Below are 16861 nucleotides of genomic sequence, written 5' to 3'. Positions count from 1 at the left end.
CGGCAGGCCAGAGGGGGACTTGCTTCATAGGCGATTGAATCTCTTGCAGGAAAAGCGGAGGCAGCCGGATGAGGGGGCGCCGGCGCCACTGATGCAAGTGCAGACTGATATTCCGGCATATGCCGGGAGGCCAAAACAAACAGAAGATCTCATATGAAGCGCAGGTGGAAATTCTCGATCGGTGTCGGCACCTGCCTCATTCTGGCGGGGGCGGCCTGGCTCGGTCTGGAATGGGCCGATCGCGCCTATCCGCCGCCGCTGGAGAATGCCACCACCGTCTCGCGCGAGGTGCTGGATTCCGATGGCGAGCTGCTCCGCGCCTTCGCCACGCCGCAGGGCCGCTGGCGGCTGAAGACGGATGTCGAGGATGTCGACCCGCGTTTCCTCGACATGCTGATCGCCTATGAGGATCGTCGCTTCTACGAGCATGGCGGCATCGACCCATGGGCGATCGGGCGTGCGGCGTTCCAGCTCGTCACCAATGGCCGGATCGTCTCCGGTGCCTCCACGCTTTCCATGCAGGTGGCTCGGCTGATCGAGCCGCGGGAGACCCGCTCCCTTTCCGCAAAACTGCTGCAGCTCGCCCGCGCCATCCAGATCGAGCGGCGGCTCGGCAAGCGGGAGATCCTGCAGCTCTATCTCACCCACGCCCCCTATGGCGGCAATCTGGAGGGGATCCGCGCCGCAAGCCTCGCCTGGTTCGGCAAGGAGCCGAAGCGGCTGACGGTGGCGGAGGCGGCCCTTCTCGTCGCCCTGCCGCAATCACCGGAATCCCGTCGCCCGGATCGAAATCCGAAGATGGCGCTTGCGGCGCGGGAACGCGTTCTCACCCGTCCCGCCGTTTCCGAGGTTACGGGGGAGGGTGAGGCGGAGCGTGCTTCCCATGACGTGATCCCGCAGCGCAGGCTGCAACTGCCAGCCTATGCCGCGCATCTTGCCGAAGCCGCCATCCGTAGAAAGCCGAACGCGGAGGAATACCGCAGCACGCTGAAGCGCAATATCCAGCAGAAGCTGGAGGAGGTGGCGCGCGATGCCTCGGCCAAGCTCGCCCCAAAGGTGTCGCTTGCTATGGTGATGGCCGATGCGACGACCGGGGAAATAGTAGGCGAGGTGGGATCGGCAGATTATTTCGATGCCGGACGATCCGGCTGGATCGACATGACGCGGCGGCTGCGTTCGCCCGGTTCTACCTTGAAGCCCTTCATCTACGGGCTTGCCTTCGAACAGGGGCTCGTCTCCCAGGAAACGATGATCGAGGATCGCCCGGCGGATTTCTTCGGCTACCGGCCGAAGAATTTCGACATGACCTACCAGGGCGACGTGACGGTGCGCCAGGCCCTGCAACTGTCGCTCAACGTGCCGGCGGTGCGCTTGCTCGATGCGGTCGGCCCGTCGCGGCTGATGATCCGGTTTCGCCGCGCCGACGTGAGGCCGGTCCTGCCGCCGAACGAGGCGCCGGGACTGGCGATCGGTCTCGGCGGCGTCGGCATCACGCTCAAGGATCTGGTGCAAAGCTATGCGGCGCTCGCCGATGGCGGCCAGCCTGTGCGGGTCGGCAACGGCATAGACGAGCAGCCGGCGATGCTGGACAATGAGCCGATCCTGGAGCGCCAGGCGATCTGGAACGTCACCGATGCGTTGTCCGACGTGCTGCCGCCAACCGGCAGCCGAAAACTCGGCATCGCCTACAAGACGGGGACGAGTTACGGCTATCGCGATGCCTGGTCGGTCGGTTATGACGGGCGTTATGTGCTGGGCGTCTGGGTCGGCAGGCCCGACAATGGCGCCGTGCCCGGCATCGCCGGCTACCAGACGGCGGCGCCGATCCTGTTCGAGGCCTTTTCCCGCTCCGGCGTGCCGATCACCCCGCATCCATCCGCCCCGCCCGGCGCAGTGCGGCTGGCGCAGACCGATCTGCCGATCGGGCAGCGGCGTTTTGCGATAACGGCAAGCGGTCTGGTTCGCGCGTCGAGCCGCGAGGCCGCGCCGCAGATCGTCTATCCGCCGGAAGGTGCGAAGGTCGATCTCGGCGCACTGTCGGGAGATATTTCGCCGCTCGTCCTGAAACTACAGGGCGGTCGCCCGCCGTTCCGCTGGCTCGCCAACGGCAAGCCGCTCGCCGATCTTTCCCGCCGCCGCATCAACCAATGGCTGCCGGAAGGCGCGGGGTTTTCGACGCTGACGGTGATCGACAGTGCAGGCAGGGCGGCGACGGTGCGGGTGTTTGTGGAGTAGGTTGAAGGGGAAAAGTGTGGTGCAGATCCCATCACTTGCGATTTCTGAAACTTAGCCTTTGGCTAAGATTTCGAAATCGCTTTCTCTCCCACAAGGGGGAGAGATACCGGTGCCGCGCCCTCGACGCCCTACCTCTCCCTCGGCGGGAGAGGTTACAAATCATGATCTTGCCGAAGGCTAAGTCATAGATTTTGTTGGTGAGGGGGTATGGCTTGGAGTGGAGCACGCGATTGCCCCTCATCCGCCTGCCGGCACCTTCTCCCCGCAGACGGGGAGAAGGAAGTTAACCGAAGCGTTTTTGAATTCCCCTCGCCCCGTTTACGGGGAGAGGGCGCGCCGAGCGCAGCGGAGGCGGGTGAGGGGCTTTTGAAGTGACCTGCTTAAGCCGCCGAAGCAGCCTTCTTCTTGGCAACACGTGCCCGGATCGAGTCCACGTCGGCACGCGGCGTCGCCTTGAACAGGGTCTGCGTATATTCGTGCTTCGGCGCCGAAAACACCTCGTCGCGCGTGCCGTATTCGACCGCCTCGCCAAAATACATCACCATCACCTCGTCGGCGATGTAGCGGACGACCGACAGGTCGTGGCTGATGAAGACGTAGGTGAGGTCGAATTCGTCCTGCAGGTCGGCGAGCAGGTTCAGCACCTGGGCCTGGACCGAAAGGTCGAGCGCCGAGACCGGCTCGTCGAGGACGAGCAGCTTCGGGTTCATCATCAGCGCGCGGGCAATGGCGATACGCTGGCGCTGGCCGCCGGAGAACATGTGCGGATAGCGGTTGTAGTGCTCCGGGCCGAGGCCGACCTTGATCAGCATCTCGGTGGCGCGGTCACGACGCTCGGAAGCCGGCATCGAGGTGTTGATCGCCAGCGGTTCGCCAAGAACGTCGCCGATCTTCTGGCGCGGGTTGAGCGAGCCGTAAGGGTTCTGGAAGACGATCTGCACCTTCTGGCGCATTTCGGGCGTCAGGTGGCCCGGGCGGGTGTCCATCTTCTGGCCGTCGATGATCAGCTCGCCGGCGGTCGGCTCGTCGATGAAGGTGATCATGCGGGCGAGCGTTGACTTGCCGCAGCCCGATTCACCGACGATCGCCAGCGTCTTGCCGCGTTCCAGCTTGAAGGACACGCCCTTTACCGCATGGACGGTCTTCTTCGGCTTCATGAAGCCGGCCGGCAGTTCGTAGTCGCGCTTGATGTCGCGCACTTCGAGCATGGTGTCGGTGGTCTTGGTGTCGCTCATGCGTTTGCTCCAGCACTTGGCGCCGCCGAGGGGGCAGGCTCCGGATTGCCGTCGAAGAAGGCGGAAACGGTGGTCAGGCGGTCGCCGGTGGCGTTTTCCGGCAGGGCCGCCAGAAGCGCCTTGGTATAGTTGCTCTTCGGGTTCTCGAAGAGGGAAAGCACGTCGGCCTCCTCCATCTTGCGGCCCTTGTATTGCACGACGACGCGGTCGGCGGTCTCGGCCACGACGCCCATGTCATGGGTGATCATGATCAGGCCCATGCCGGTGCGTACCTGCAGGTCCATGATGAGATCGAGGATCTGCTTCTGGATCGTCACGTCGAGCGCGGTGGTCGGCTCGTCGGCGATCAGGAGCTTCGGGTCGCAGGCGATCGCGATCGCGATCATCACGCGCTGGCACTGGCCTCCCGACATCTGGTGCGGGAAGCTGTTGAGGCGTTCTTCCGGGTTCGGCAGGCCGACGAGCTTGAACAGTTCGATGGCGCGGGCACGACGATCCTTCTTGTTCAGGCCGAGGTGAATGCGCAGCACTTCCTCGATCTGGAAGCCGACGGTGAAGCAAGGGTTGAGGCTTGCGACCGGCTCCTGGAAGATCATGGCGATATCCTTGCCGATCAGCTTGCGGCGCGCAGCCGGGCTCAGGGCCTGGATGTCCTGGCCTTCGAACAGCATGCGGTCGGCGGTGATCTTTGCCGTCCACGGCAGGAGGCCCATGACGGCCAGCATCGAGACCGACTTGCCGGAACCGGATTCACCGACGATGGCGAGCACTTCGCCCTTGTCGACCGAGATGGAGACGCCGTCGACGGCACGGAACCAGCCGGTTGCGGTTTCGAATTCGACGGTGAGATTGTCGATTTGCAGAAGCGCCATGATCAGGACCTCTTCAGTTTCGGGTCAAGCGCGTCGCGCAGGCCGTCGCCCATCAGGTTGATGGCAAGAACGGTGATGAGGATTGCAAGGCCCGGGAAGGTGACGACCCACCAGGCGCGCAGGATGAATTCGCGGGCTTCGGCCAGCATCGTGCCCCATTCGGGAGCCGGCGGCTGGGCGCCCATGCCGAGGAAGCCGAGGGCTGCCGCGTCGAGGATCGCGTTGGAGAAGGACAGCGTCGCCTGGACGATCAGCGGCGCGGTGCAGTTCGGCAGGATGGTGCGGAACATCAGGCGCAGCGGGCTCGCGCCGGCAATGCGGGCGGCTGTCACGTAGTCGCGGGTCTTCTCGGCCATCACGGCTGCACGCGTCAGGCGCACGAAATGCGGCTGCAGCGTCAGCGCGATGGCGATCATGCCGTTGGTCAGGCTCGGGCCGAGGATGGCGACCAGAACCAGCGCCAGAAGCAGCGACGGAAACGCCAGGATGATGTCCATCAGGCGCATGATCACGGTATCGACCCAGCCGCGGTAATAACCGGCGATCAGGCCGACGAGGATGCCGCCGACGAGCGACAGCGTCGTCACGAACACACCGATGAACAGCGAATACTGGGCGCCGTAGATCAGGCGCGAAAGGATGTCGCGGCCGACCGGATCGGTGCCGAGGATGTAGGTCCAGCTACCGCCCTGCTGCCATACCGGCGGCGTCAGCACCGCGTCGCGATACTGTTCGAAGGGCGAGTGCGGGGCGATCAGCGGCGCGAAGACCGCGACGATGACGAGAGCGACGAAAACGTAGAGGCCGATCACGGCGCCGCGGTTTTCGGAGAAATAGAACCAGAACTCCTTGAGCATCTGGCGGCGCATCTGGCCGCTCGTCACCGGCGCGGAGGTCTTGTTGACGGTTGCATCTGCCATGGGATTTTTTCCTTCTTCTCGGCGGACTAGTGACGAATTCTCGGGTTGATCAGGCCGTAGAGCAGATCAACGATGAGATTGACGGTCATGATGATGCCGGCGATCAGAAGCAGGCCACCCTGGATGACCGGGTAGTCGCGACGGAACACGCTGTCGACCATCCACTTGCCGATGCCCGGCCAGGAGAAGATCGTCTCGGTCAGGATGGCGCCGGCCAGCATGACGCCGATCTGCAGGCCGATCGTGGTGATGACCGGGATCATGGCGTTGCGCAGCGCGTGGACACCGACGACGCGGAAGGGCGACAGGCCCTTGGCGCGGGCGGTGCGGACGTAGTCTTCGGACAGGACTTCCAGCATGGCCGAACGGGTCTGGCGGGCGATGACGGCGAGCGGAATGGTCGCCAGCACGATCGACGGCAGCGCCAGGTGGCTGACGGCCGAGGCGAAGGCACCCTTCTGGCCGGAGATCAGACTATCGATCAGCATGAAGCCGGTGACCTGCGGGAAATAGAACATCAGCGAGATGCGGCCCGAGACCGGGAACCATTGTAGGATGCCGGAGAAAAGGATGATGAGAAGCAGGCCCCACCAGAAGATCGGCATGGAATAACCGACGAGCGCGATGCCCATCAGGCCCTGGTCGAAGATCGAGCCGCGCTTCATCGCCGCGATCACGCCGGCCGGAATGCCGAGCACGATGGCGATGAACATGGCACAGAGCGACAGTTCGACGGTCGCCGGGAACAGCGCGAAGAACTGGTCGATGATCGGCTTCTTGGAGACGATCGAGGAACCGAAGTCACCCGTCAGCACGCCGCCGAGATAGTCGAAATACTGGATGACCATCGGCCGGTCCATGCCGAGCTGGGCGCTGATCTGCGCATGGCGCTCGGGCGACATGACGCGTTCGCCGGACAGAAGCGCCACCGGATCACCCGGCAGAAGCCGGATGAACGAGAAGGCGATGATGGAGACCCCGAGGAAAGTCGGGATCAATACGGCGAGACGCCGCAGAAGGAAGCCAAACATTCTAAAACCTTTAAGGGTTCGCTGCGGGCCGGTTCCGGCTTTTTGTCAAGCCCAAGGAAGCGGCAATTGCGGCGTCATCGCCACATTTTTGGGCGTCTCATAAGAAAATGCCGCGGGAAACGCAATGTATCCCGCGGCAAAAAGTTGTGGTGTGGCCGGATTACTCGGCGATATCGACAGCTTCGAAGGTGAAGTCGCCGAGCGGGCTCTGGGTAAAGCCGGTCACGCCCTTAGCCATCGGAACGATCGCCAGCGAGTGGTCGATGGTTGCCCAGGGGGCTTCCTTCTTGAACACGACCTGAGCCTGTTCGTAGAGCTTGGTGCGCTCTTCCTGGTCGGAAGTGACCTTGGCCTTCTTCACCAGGTCGTCGAATTCCTTGTTGCACCACTGAGCGCGGTTGTTGCCGCCGACGGCGTCGCAGCCGAGCAGGGTGTCAAGGAAGTTGTCCGGGTCGCCGTTGTCGCCGGTCCAGCCGAGGATGGCGGCACCGTCACGGTTCTTGTCCTTCGAACGCTGCAGGTATTCTGCCCATTCGTAGGAAACGATCTCGACCTTGACGCCGATCTTGGCGAAGTCGTCCTGCATGATTTCAGCCGCACGACGGGCGTTCAGCATGTAGGGGCGCGAAACCGGCATGGCCCAGATCTTCATGGAAAGATCCTTGACGCCAGCGTCCGCCAGCATCTTCTTGGCGGCGTCGAGGTCGTAGGTGTCGTCCTTGGTTTCCTGGTTGTAGGACCACATGGTCGGCGGGATCGGGTTCGTAGCCGGCGTCGCCATGCCCTGGAAGACGGCGTCGACGATTGCCTTCTTGTTGATCGCCTTGTTGAGGGCGATACGGACTTCCGGCTTATCGAACGGAGCCTGGGTCGTGTTGTAGGCGAGGTAGGCGATGTTGAGGCCTTCCTGCTCCATGACCTTCAGGTTCGAATCCGACTTCATCGATTCGACGTCGGCAGCGTTCGGGAACGGCATCAGGTGGCATTCGCCGGCCTTCAGCTTCTGGTAACGAACGGAAGCGTCGCTGGTGATCGCGAAGACGAGGTCGTCGATCTTCGGAGCGGTGCCCCAGTAGTCGGCGTTCTTCTTGTAGCGGATGATCGCGTCCTGCTGGTAGGCAACGAAGGTGAACGGACCGGTGCCGACCGGGTTCTGGTTCAGCTGTTCCTTGGTGCCGGCCTTTTCGAGGCTGTCAGCATATTCCTTCGACAGGATCGAAGCGAACGGCATGGCAAGGTTGGCGAGGAACGGTGCTTCCGGACGGTTCAGCGTCATCTTGACCGTCAGGTCGTCGACCTTTTCGACCGACTTGATCAGCTTCGGGAAGCCCATGCCTTCGGCATATTCCCAGGTGCCGCCGGAGATGTACTTGGCCCAGGCGTTGTTCGGGTCGATCTGGCGACCGATCGAGAAGACGACGTCGTCGGCGTTCAGTTCACGCGACGGGGTGAAGAACTCGGTCGTCTGGAACTTCACGCCCTTGCGGAGCTTGAACGTGTAGACCGTGCCGTCTTCGGAAATGTCCCAGCTCTCGGCCAGACCGGCTTCCGGCTGCGTCGTGCCCGGCTTGAATTCGAGCAGACGGTTGTAGATCGGGTGTGCCGAAGCATCGAACGTCGTGCCGGCGGTGTAGAGGCCCGGATCGAAGCCTTCCGGCGAACCTTCCGAGCAGTAGACGAAGGTCTTGGCGCTGGCGGCGCCGGCGAAGAATGTTGCGGACAGAAGCGCTGCTGCCGCGAGAGTAAGCGTACGTTTCATGAATAGTCTCCCTACCTGTACCGGCTCGGCCGGCACGGTTGATTTCCCTGATTTTTTAGTGCGGCTGGCGCACCCTCTGGACAAGTCTTCTTGTAGTCACCTCCTGACCGGCGAGCGGACGCTGAACCGGTCGTATATTTTCCCCGATACGGAATGAACTTCACGCCGCCGGAATGATGATCCAACAGGCATCAAGGGAGAGTTTTTCTTCCTTGCTGTCTGCCTTGGAACATCATGCTCCTGTTTGGTGTGTTCACCCCATGTTTGTTTTCCGGTTCGGAGTTTCGTCCTAGACGTGTCCTGGTACCGTGGCGCGGGAGAATAGCGATTATGGATCGGTTGTCGAGACACTAAGATTCACCCGTTGATCACAAGTGTCGAAATGGTGCCTAATTGGTGTGCGCCGCCTTAATTCCTCGCAATAGGCGTTGCACCGCCCTCAGAATGGCGTAGGTATGCGAACCTTCTCTATCCATTGTTGAAGGCAAGGTTTCATGAGTGCAGGCAATTCCAATCTTCCTCTCGTCTGGGACATGGTGGACCGCAAGAAGGAAGTCTTCACCGAGCTGGCTGACCGCGTCTGGGAGACGCCGGAAACCTGCTACATGGAAATCCAGTCGGCCGCCGCGCATCGCGAAATGCTCGAGGCCCAGGGTTTTGCAATCACCGACAATGTCGCCAATATCCCCACCGCGCTGATGGGGGAGGCGGGCAAGGGTGGTCCCGTCATCGCCTTCCTCGGCGAATACGATGCGCTTGCGGGCCTCAGCCAGAAGGCCGGCGCAACCGAGCATGATCCGACGACGCCCGGTGCCAACGGCCATGGCTGCGGTCACAACCTGCTCGGTTCGGCAGCACTTCTTGCCGCAACGGCGTTGAAGGACTGGCTGGAAAAGACCGGCACGCCCGGTCGCGTGCGCTATTACGGCTGCCCGGCTGAGGAAGGCGGCGCCGCCAAGGCCTTCATGGTGCGCGAAGGCGCGTTTTCCGACGTCGATATCGCGATCAGCTGGCATCCGAGCAATTTTGCCGGTGTGCAGCGCGAGACGTCGCTTGCCAATTGCCGCATCGATTTCACCTTTACCGGACGCGCCGCCCATGCCGCGGCCGTGCCGGAACTTGGAAGAAGTGCGCTCGATGCCGTCGAACTTATGAGCGTCGGTGTCAATTACATGCGCGAGCATATGCCGTCTGATTGCCGTATCCACGCCGCCATCATCGATGCCGGTGGCATCTCGCCCAATGTCGTGCAGGCCCATGCCAAGGTGCGCTACGTGGTGCGCTCGCCGGACCTCCAGGGGCTCCTGACGCTGATCGAGCGGGTCAAGAAGGTGGCCGAAGGTGCGGCCCTGATGACCGAGACGAAGGTCGAGAGCGCCATTCTCGCCGGCGTCTCCAACCTCATCGTCAACACGCCGCTGATGGATGCGATGCAGGACATCTGGGACAGCATGGGTGCGCCCGTCTTCGACGGCGAGGATGTCGCCTTTGCGGAAAAGATCCGCACCACGCTGACACCGGAAGACATCGCCGCGAGCTGGGCGCAGGAGCGCATCGAAGAGCGCGACGTCCCGCTCGCCGATTTCGTCCTGCCGGCCCATAACGAAGTCCGCCAGATGGGCGGTTCCACCGATGTCGGCGATGTCAGCTGGGTCGTGCCGACGGTGCAGGCCTATGGCGCGACGCTTGCCATCGGCACGCAGCTGCATACCTGGCAGGTCGTGACCCAGGGCAAGAGCCCGCTTGCCCACAAGGGCATGGTTTCCGTCGCCAAGGCCATGGCCGCGACGGGGCTGGCGGTGCTGACAAGCGAGCAGTTGCGCGAGGCGGCCTGGGCCGATCTCAAGCGTCGCAAGAAGGGGCAGGAATACACGAGCCCGATCCCCGCGTCGTCCGAGCCGCCGATTGCGGCGATGACGTCCCGCTGAGAAATCCGCGATGAAAACGGCTGATGGCGCCCGTCAATTATTTTGAGGGCGGGCGTCATTCGCGTCTGCTTTTGGGGGTGGGCAACCTTCCCGATTCCTCATATGAGATTCCTATACGCATTCGCGTGGAGGAGCTCCCGTCGTGACAATACAACCCAATTCGCTTGAAGCCCGTGACAAGGCCTATCACCTGCATTCCTACACCAATGCCCGCGCGCTGGAGCGCGACGGTGCACTGGTGATCGACCGCGGCGAGGGCATCTATGTCTACGACAATGCCGGCAAGCAATATATCGAGGGCATGGCGGGGCTGTGGAGCGTGGGCGTCGGTTTCGGCGAAAGCCGGCTGGTCGAGGCCGCGACGAAACAGATGGCGAAGCTTCCCTACTACCACACGTTCACGGCCCGCACGCACAGCCCGTCAGTCGAGCTTGCCGAAAAGCTCATCCAGATGGCGCCGGTGCCGATGTCCAAGGCCTATTTCACCAACTCCGGTTCGGAAGCCAACGACACGGCGATGAAGATCGTCTGGTACCGGTCGAACGCGCTCGGCAAGCCGGACAAGAAGAAGATCATCTCGCGCATCAAGGGCTATCACGGCGTCACCATCGCCTCGGCCAGCCTCACCGGCCTGCCTAACAACCATCGGTCCTTCGACCTGCCGCTGGCACGCGTGCTGCACACGACCTGCCCGCATTACCGTGTCTTCAAGACCGAAGGCGAAACGGAGGCGCAGTTCGTCGAGCGTTGCGCCAGGGATCTCGAGGATCTGATCCTCAAGGAAGGGCCGGATACGGTTGGTGCCTTCATCGGCGAGCCGCTCATGGGCGCGGGCGGCGTCATCGTGCCGCCAGCCGGGTATTGGGAGGCGATCCAAAAGGTTCTGAAGAAATACGACGTTCTCTTCATCGCCGACGAGGTGATCTGCGGTTTCGGCCGCACCGGCAACATGTTCGGTACCACGACCTTCGAGCTGCAGCCCGACATGATCACGCTGTCGAAGCAGATCTCGTCATCCTACCAGCCAATCTCGGCGCTTCTGATCAACGAGAACGTCTATCAGCCGCTGGCGGATGAATCGGCGAAGATCGGTACTTTCGGTCATGGCGTTACCGCCGCCGGCCATCCGGTCGCGGCCGCCGTCGCGCTGGAAAACATCGCGATCATCGAGGAGCGCGATCTCGTCGGCAACGTCCGGTCGCTCAGCCCGAAATTCCTCAAGCGCCTGCAGGCGATCGCGGAAAACCCGCTGGTCATCGAATCCCGCGGTGTCGGCCTGATCGGCGCCTTCGAACTTGCGCCGCGCGAAGGTTTTGATGCCGGCCAGCTCGGGCCGAAGCTCTTCCCGATCCTGATGGAAGAGGGCGTGATCAGCCGCGCGATCGGCGATTCACTCGCCTTCTGCCCGCCGATGATCATCACCGAGGCGCAGGTGGACGACATGTTCGACAAGGTCGAGCGCGGCCTGGAAAAGTTCGCCAGGCAGCTGGCGGCCTAAACCGCTGATTTCACCAATTGTCTAGCATCATGGCGTCCCTATATTGGACGCCATGATATCGCTCTTCGACGCCTATTGGCCACACATCCTCTTCATTGTCTCGGTTGTGGCCGGGGCGGCCGCTGCCATTCATGCAGCGATGACGAAGGAGGAAGTGCGCGCGGCGATCGGCTGGGTCGGCGTCATCATCCTGTCGCCCATAGTCGGTGCCGCGCTTTATCTCGTTGCCGGTATCAATCGTATCCGCCGCAATGTCATCGGTGACCGGCGCTCGCTGCTGCAGGGAGCCGAGCGGACAGATTTCGCCTCCTATGACGCGAGCGACGACCAGGTCGTGCGCGATTTCGGTTATCGCTTCCGGGCGATGAAGACACTCGGCGACCGGGTGAGCCGGCATCACCTGACGACCGGCAATGGCATCGAGGCCTATGACACGGGCGACGCAGCTTACGGCGCGATGCTGGCGGCGATCGGCAGCGCCAAGCATGCCGTCCTGCTGGAGACCTATATTTTCGACCGCGACCGGATCGGCATGCGTTTCGTCGAAGCGCTCGGTGCGGCAGCCAAGCGCGGGGTCGATGTGCGCGTCCTGATCGATGCGGTCGGCGCGCGTTACTCAGTGCCGAGCGTTCTCGGCATGCTGCGGGAGAACGGCGTGACCGTCGACGTGTTCAACGGCAATGTCATCACCGGCCTGCGCCTGCCCTATGCGAACCTGCGCACCCACCGCAAGATCATGGTGGTCGACGGGACGGTCGGCTTTACCGGGGGCATGAACATCCGCGAGGGCTTTTCCAGCGAGTTCAACGGTGACAGCAGTGCCGTCGACACGCATTTCAAGGTGAGCGGCCCGGTGGTTGCCGATCTTCTCGCGATTGCCGCTGCCGACTGGGAATTCACCACCGGCGAAAGGCTGGAGAGCGACGCCTGGGCCGTGCCGACGCCGGAGACGGAGCCGGGATCGGCGATCCTGATGCGTGCCGTTTCGTCCGGTCCGGACCGCAGCCTCGAGACCAATCACAAGACGCTGATGGGCGCGTTTTCCATCGCCCGGTCGTCGATCAAGATCGTCTCTCCCTATTTCCTCCCCGACCGGGAACTGATCACCGCGCTCGTCACCGCCGCCCGGCGCGGGGTCAGCGTCGATATCGTCGTGCCGAGCGCCAACAACCTGACGCTTGTCGATCTCGCCATGACGGCGCAGTTCGACCAGATGCTGAAGAATTACTGTCGCATCTGGCGGGCATCCGGCCCGTTCAACCATTCCAAGCTGATGGCTGTCGACGGCTGCTGGTCCTATGCCGGATCCTCCAATATCGACCCGCGGTCGTTGAGGCTGAATTTCGAGGTCGATCTCGAGGTTTTCGACCGCTCATTCACGGAAGCCTTGGAACGAAGGATCGATCTGGCGATTTCCTCTGCGGAGGAAGTGACCCTGCATGGCCTCAGATCGCGGCCGTTTCTCAAGCGCTTCATAGAGCGCGTGCTGTGGCTGGGGTCGCCTTATCTCTGAGAGGAAGAGGGCCGGAGGGAGCGATGTTTAACGGACGAACAGAACGAAGAACGATGCACCAGAACCGCCGCGCCAGTCTTCCCGCCAGCATTCTCGCGTCGATCAGGGCGCGCAAGGACAGGGGGGCAGGCAGCCATTCCCCGCATGATCCGAGTTCCGGTCTGCTCGTCGCCTCCTACAACGTCCATAAATGCGTCGGCGTCGACGGAAGGTTCGATCCCGGCCGCATCGCCCAGGTCATCCGCGAAATCGGCGCCGATATCATCGCGCTGCAGGAGGCCGACACGCGCTTCGGAGAGAGGCGCGGCCTGCTCGACCTCAACTGGATGGAGCGCGAGACCGGGCTCTGCCCGGTGCCGGTCTCCGGCGTGGCCCGCGCCCATGGCTGGCATGGCAATGTCGTCTTCTTCCGCGAAGGCCTGGTGCGCGATGTCCACCAGATCAAGCTGCCGGGGCTCGAGCCGCGCGGCGCGCTTCTGACCGAACTCGACCTCAGCGACGGCAGCACCTTTCGCGTCATCGCTGCCCATCTCGGCCTGCTCAACCGCTCGCGCCAGCAGCAGGCGCGGATGATCCTCGATATCCTAGGCTCCCGCGCGGAGCATCCGACGGTGCTGATGGGTGACCTCAATGAGTGGCGGCTCGGCGACCGGTCCTCGCTCAACACGCTGGCGACAGTCTTCGGCCTTCCGGCCGCGGTGCCGAGTTTTCCGTCGCGGCTGCCGGTGCTGGCGCTCGATCGGATCATGGCCAACCGGCCGGGCCTGATTGATCAGGTTCAGACCCATGACACGCCGCTCTCCCGCCTCGCCTCCGATCACCTGCCGATCAAGGCGGTGGTCAAGATCGACGCCCTGGCGAACGGCGCGGTCGGCTGAAATCCCTCTGAATTGACAGGGTGACAACTTCCAGATGGCCGGCAGCTTTACCCGGCGCGGAAGCGATAATAGGCTTTTCCCATTCATTTGCTGATTTGGGATTTCCATGACCGATATTGCCATGATCGAAGCCGCCCGGGCCCGTCTCGACGGGCGTGCCCGCCGCACGCCGCTGCTCTCCTCGCCTTTCCTCGACGAGATCGCCGGGCGAAGGATATTCGTGAAGCCCGAATGCCTGCAGCATACCGGATCATTCAAGTTTCGCGGCGCATGGTCGGCGATCTCCGCGCTTGATCCAGATGTCCGGGCTCGCGGCGTGATCGCTTTTTCCTCCGGCAACCATGCGCAGGGCGTGGCGCTTGCCGCCAGGATGCACGGTATCCCGGCCGTCATCATCATGCCGAACGACGCCCCAAAACTGAAGATCGAGAATACCCGCGCCTATGGCGCCGAAGTGGTGCTTTACGATCGGGTGAAGGAGGACCGCGACGAGATCGGTGCAAGGCTTTCCAGGGAGCGCAATTTGACGCTGGTCAAGCCGTTCGACGATCCGCAGGTGATCGCCGGGCAGGGTACGGTGGGCCTCGAGATCGCGGAACAGGCACGGGAACTCGGCATCGAAAAGGCCGATGTGCTGGCGCCGGCAAGCGGGGGCGGGCTCCTGTCGGGCATCGCGCTGGCACTCGAAGCCAAGGCGCCCGGATTTGTCGTGCATTCCTGCGAGCCGGAAGGGTTCGACGATCTGGCCCGCTCGCTGCTCTCGGGAAAGATCGAACGCAATGCGTCGCTCACGGGATCGCTGTGCGATGCGATCCTTTCTCCCCAGCCGGGCGATATCACGTTTCCGATCATGAAGCGCCTTTGCGGTCCCGGCCTCGTCGTTTCGGAAGACGAGGCGCTGAAGGCCATGGCGCTCGCCTTCAGCCGCTTGAAGATCGTCGTCGAGCCGGGCGGCGCGGTGGCACTGGCAGCCGCGCTCTTCCACGGCGAAACGCTGGGAGACACGGTGATCGCGGTCTGCTCGGGCGGCAATGTGGATGCCGATATCTTCCGGGTGGCGCTCGAAAGACAGGGCGTCTGATGCGCCGTTTCGGCGGTCAGGTATAATAAACCGTTAACGGTATGATACTGGCGTTAATAAAAAAGGATTTTCTACGGAACCGGGTTCTCGCTGGAACATTATCTCTACCGGGTTGATAGAGATAAGTTACAGTACGTGCGAAGTTAAGAGATCAAACTCGGGAGGATCGCATGCAGCCCATCCAGAACCAGACCCGGACATTTGCGACCCGTACCACCGCTCACCACAGCCGGTGGGCAGCCGTCGGCCATACGGCCCTCGTGACCGCCGCCTTCATCTTTGTCGGTGCGGTAACGCTCGGCATTCTCGCCTGACGCGATAGGCCGTCGCAAGAGACAGAAAAACCTCCCGTGCCGACAGACGGCCCGGGAGGTTTTTTTTATGCGATGATGCGTTGCTCTCGTAGCTTTCCGTCATCCTCACCCTCGGGTTAAACCCGAGGGTGTCCCAAGGATCCAGCCACTTCGAGCAAGATGCGAGTTCAGTGGATGCTCGGCACAAGGCCGAGCATGACGACGGAGGAAGCTCACTTCGTCGGCAGATAGGCTTCCGCCAGCTCCACCCACAGATTGACCCCGGTCGGGATGATGTCGTCGTTGAAGTCGAAGCGGGGGTGGTGCAGCGACGGGTCGTTGTCGGTCTTGGCGGTGCCGAGGAAGAAGTAGCTTCCGGGGCGTTCGACCAGCATATAGGCAAAGTCCTCGGCGCCCATCATCGGCCGCTCGATCTCGGCGACATTCTGCTCGCCGACGACCTTTTTTGCCAGATCACGGACGAAATCGGTTTCGGCCGTGTGGTTGACGGTCGCCTCATAGCCGCGGTCGTAGTTCACGGTCACTGACATACCATAGCTTGCCGCCTGGCCTTCCGCGATGGCGCGGATGCGCTCTTCCAGCATGTCGCGGACCTTCGGGTCGAAGGAGCGGATGGTGATCGCCATTTCCGCCCGCTCGGGAATGACGTTGCTGGCAATGCCGGCATTGAAGGCGCCGACGGTCACCACCGCCTGGTCGAGCGGATGGAGATTGCGCGAAACGACCGTCTGCAGCGCCATGATGATGCTGGCGCCGGCCACGATCGGGTCCCTGGCCGCCTGCGGTTCGGCACCGTGGCCGCCAAGGCCGTTGACGATCAGGCGGCATTCGTCGACCGCGGCCATGATCGGGCCGTCCTTCACATAGACCTTGCCGAAGGGAAGCCCCGGATCGTTGTGCATGCCGAAGACGGCGTCGCAGGGGAACCTGTCGAACAGGCCCTCGTCGATCATGATCTTGGCGCCGCCGAAATTCTCTTCCGCCGGCTGGAAGATCAAGTGGATCGTGCCGTCGAAATTTTTCCGTTCGGCCAGAATCTTCGCCGCACCGAGCAGCATGGCGGTGTGTCCGTCATGGCCGCAGGCATGCATGACGCCCTTGTTCCTGCTGGCATAGTCCGCGCCGGTCTCCTCGGTGATCGGTAATGCGTCGATATCGGCGCGGATGCCGATCGAGCGGGTGCCGGTGCCGTTGCGCAGCGTCGCGACGATGCCGGTCTTCGCCAGCCCACGGGTCACCTCGTAGCCGAGTTCTTCCAGCCGGGCGGCAACGAAGTCGGACGTCTTGAATTCCGAAAGGCCGATTTCCGGGTTTTCGTGCAGGTGCCGACGAATGGCGACGACGTCTGCCATGTCATTGGAAAATCGCATCGTCATCTGGCCTGCCTCTCGATATGCCGGGGGATCGGATCGAGGTCGATATACCAGCCCGCGCCGCCTGCGCCAACACGGCCTTGCCCGGACCATCGTTTTTCATCGAAATCAAAGATTTGAAGCCGTTCAGCCTTTATTCAGGCTGCGGGCGATAGAGGCTTAGAATGTGTCAATCCGATTTGCAGCTGGCGATAGTTCATGTGTTTCGTTTGCATTATTGAAGC

General features: G+C 62.5%; 13 protein-coding genes. 7 read left to right on the top strand and 6 right to left on the bottom strand.

What is annotated here, in order from left to right; genetic code table 11:
- The first annotated feature begins 153 nt into the window (after window positions 1-153).
- On the top strand, window positions 154-2235 hold the full coding sequence (gene pbpC, locus BM216_RS13380) for a penicillin-binding protein 1C (RefSeq protein ID WP_092999666.1): 2082 nt from the start codon (window positions 154-156) through the stop codon (window positions 2233-2235).
- Window positions 2236-2615: 380 nt separating this feature from the next.
- Here the strand turns inward: pbpC and BM216_RS13375 are convergent, their stop codons facing one another.
- The 5 genes from BM216_RS13375 to BM216_RS13355 all read right to left on the bottom strand — a co-directional run bounded on the left by BM216_RS13375 (window position 2616) and on the right by BM216_RS13355 (window position 8052).
- The gene (locus tag BM216_RS13375) at window positions 2616-3470 is read right to left on the bottom strand and encodes a dipeptide ABC transporter ATP-binding protein (RefSeq protein ID WP_092999665.1); all 855 of its coding nucleotides are present in this window, start codon (window positions 3468-3470) and stop codon (window positions 2616-2618) included.
- Window positions 3467-4342, bottom strand: coding sequence for an ABC transporter ATP-binding protein (locus BM216_RS13370; protein WP_092999664.1), 876 nt, complete (start codon window positions 4340-4342; stop codon window positions 3467-3469). The genes BM216_RS13375 and BM216_RS13370 overlap by 4 nt, the downstream gene beginning before the upstream one ends.
- A 2-nt stretch (window positions 4343-4344) precedes the next feature.
- Window positions 4345-5211 (bottom strand): ABC transporter permease subunit, encoded by an 867-nt coding sequence (locus tag BM216_RS13365; RefSeq protein ID WP_244530172.1) that lies wholly within the window; start codon window positions 5209-5211, stop codon window positions 4345-4347.
- A gap of 77 nt (window positions 5212-5288) precedes the next feature.
- Window positions 5289-6293, bottom strand: a complete 1005-nt coding sequence (locus BM216_RS13360; RefSeq protein WP_092999662.1) for an ABC transporter permease subunit — start codon at window positions 6291-6293, stop codon at window positions 5289-5291.
- A 160-nt stretch (window positions 6294-6453) separates the two neighbouring features.
- Entirely contained in the window at window positions 6454-8052 is a 1599-nt protein-coding gene (locus BM216_RS13355) for an ABC transporter substrate-binding protein (protein ID WP_092999661.1), read from the bottom strand.
- Between the two features lie 533 nt (window positions 8053-8585).
- On the opposite strand from BM216_RS13355, the gene BM216_RS13350 reads away from it, so the two are divergent.
- The 6 genes from BM216_RS13350 (at window position 8586) to BM216_RS34025 (ending at window position 15264) form a co-directional block, all read left to right on the top strand.
- The gene (locus BM216_RS13350; protein ID WP_244530171.1) at window positions 8586-9980 is read left to right on the top strand and encodes an amidohydrolase; all 1395 of its coding nucleotides are present in this window, start codon (window positions 8586-8588) and stop codon (window positions 9978-9980) included.
- 142 nt (window positions 9981-10122) lie between these two features.
- Window positions 10123-11478 (top strand): aspartate aminotransferase family protein, encoded by a 1356-nt coding sequence (locus BM216_RS13345; protein ID WP_092999659.1) that lies wholly within the window; start codon window positions 10123-10125, stop codon window positions 11476-11478.
- 52 nt (window positions 11479-11530) lie between these two features.
- Window positions 11531-12991 (top strand): phospholipase D-like domain-containing protein, encoded by a 1461-nt coding sequence (locus tag BM216_RS13340; protein ID WP_092999658.1) that lies wholly within the window; start codon window positions 11531-11533, stop codon window positions 12989-12991.
- A 53-nt stretch (window positions 12992-13044) separates the two neighbouring features.
- Window positions 13045-13869, top strand: a complete 825-nt coding sequence (locus BM216_RS13335) for an endonuclease/exonuclease/phosphatase family protein (protein WP_092999657.1) — start codon at window positions 13045-13047, stop codon at window positions 13867-13869.
- 106 nt (window positions 13870-13975) lie between these two features.
- Window positions 13976-14950, top strand: a complete 975-nt coding sequence (locus BM216_RS13330) for a threonine ammonia-lyase (protein WP_092999656.1) — start codon at window positions 13976-13978, stop codon at window positions 14948-14950.
- A gap of 170 nt (window positions 14951-15120) precedes the next feature.
- Entirely contained in the window at window positions 15121-15264 is a 144-nt protein-coding gene (locus tag BM216_RS34025) for a hypothetical protein (protein WP_177230774.1), read from the top strand.
- 212 nt (window positions 15265-15476) lie between these two features.
- Here BM216_RS34025 and BM216_RS13325 read toward each other — a convergent pair whose 3' ends face one another.
- The gene (locus BM216_RS13325) at window positions 15477-16640 is read right to left on the bottom strand and encodes a M20 aminoacylase family protein (RefSeq protein ID WP_244530166.1); all 1164 of its coding nucleotides are present in this window, start codon (window positions 16638-16640) and stop codon (window positions 15477-15479) included.
- Window positions 16641-16861 lie beyond the last annotated feature (221 nt).

This window comes from Rhizobium sp. NFR07 (genome assembly GCF_900111905.1).
In the GTDB taxonomy this organism is placed as follows: domain Bacteria; phylum Pseudomonadota; class Alphaproteobacteria; order Rhizobiales; family Rhizobiaceae; genus Neorhizobium.
The sequence above is the reverse complement of the archived record's forward strand: the minus strand, read 5'-3'. Positions and strand labels throughout refer to the sequence as shown.

What these genes read in the sequence shown, in the direction of transcription:
- pbpC (WP_092999666.1), top strand. Translation starts at nt 154, where the DNA reads ATGAAGCGCAGGTGGAAATTCTCGATCGGTGTCGGCACCTGCCTCATT.
- BM216_RS13375 (WP_092999665.1), bottom strand. Translation starts at nt 3,470, where the DNA reads ATGAGCGACACCAAGACCACCGACACCATGCTCGAAGTGCGCGACATC.
- BM216_RS13370 (WP_092999664.1), bottom strand. Translation starts at nt 4,342, where the DNA reads ATGGCGCTTCTGCAAATCGACAATCTCACCGTCGAATTCGAAACCGCA.
- BM216_RS13365 (WP_244530172.1), bottom strand. Translation starts at nt 5,211, where the DNA reads ATGCGCCGCCAGATGCTCAAGGAGTTCTGGTTCTATTTCTCCGAAAAC.
- BM216_RS13360 (WP_092999662.1), bottom strand. Translation starts at nt 6,293, where the DNA reads ATGTTTGGCTTCCTTCTGCGGCGTCTCGCCGTATTGATCCCGACTTTC.
- BM216_RS13355 (WP_092999661.1), bottom strand. Translation starts at nt 8,052, where the DNA reads ATGAAACGTACGCTTACTCTCGCGGCAGCAGCGCTTCTGTCCGCAACA.
- BM216_RS13350 (WP_244530171.1), top strand. Translation starts at nt 8,586, where the DNA reads ATGGTGGACCGCAAGAAGGAAGTCTTCACCGAGCTGGCTGACCGCGTC.
- BM216_RS13340 (WP_092999658.1), top strand. Translation starts at nt 11,531, where the DNA reads ATGATATCGCTCTTCGACGCCTATTGGCCACACATCCTCTTCATTGTC.
- BM216_RS13335 (WP_092999657.1), top strand. Translation starts at nt 13,045, where the DNA reads ATGCACCAGAACCGCCGCGCCAGTCTTCCCGCCAGCATTCTCGCGTCG.
- BM216_RS13330 (WP_092999656.1), top strand. Translation starts at nt 13,976, where the DNA reads ATGACCGATATTGCCATGATCGAAGCCGCCCGGGCCCGTCTCGACGGG.
- BM216_RS34025 (WP_177230774.1), top strand. Translation starts at nt 15,121, where the DNA reads ATGCAGCCCATCCAGAACCAGACCCGGACATTTGCGACCCGTACCACC.
- BM216_RS13325 (WP_244530166.1), bottom strand. Translation starts at nt 16,640, where the DNA reads ATGACGATGCGATTTTCCAATGACATGGCAGACGTCGTCGCCATTCGT.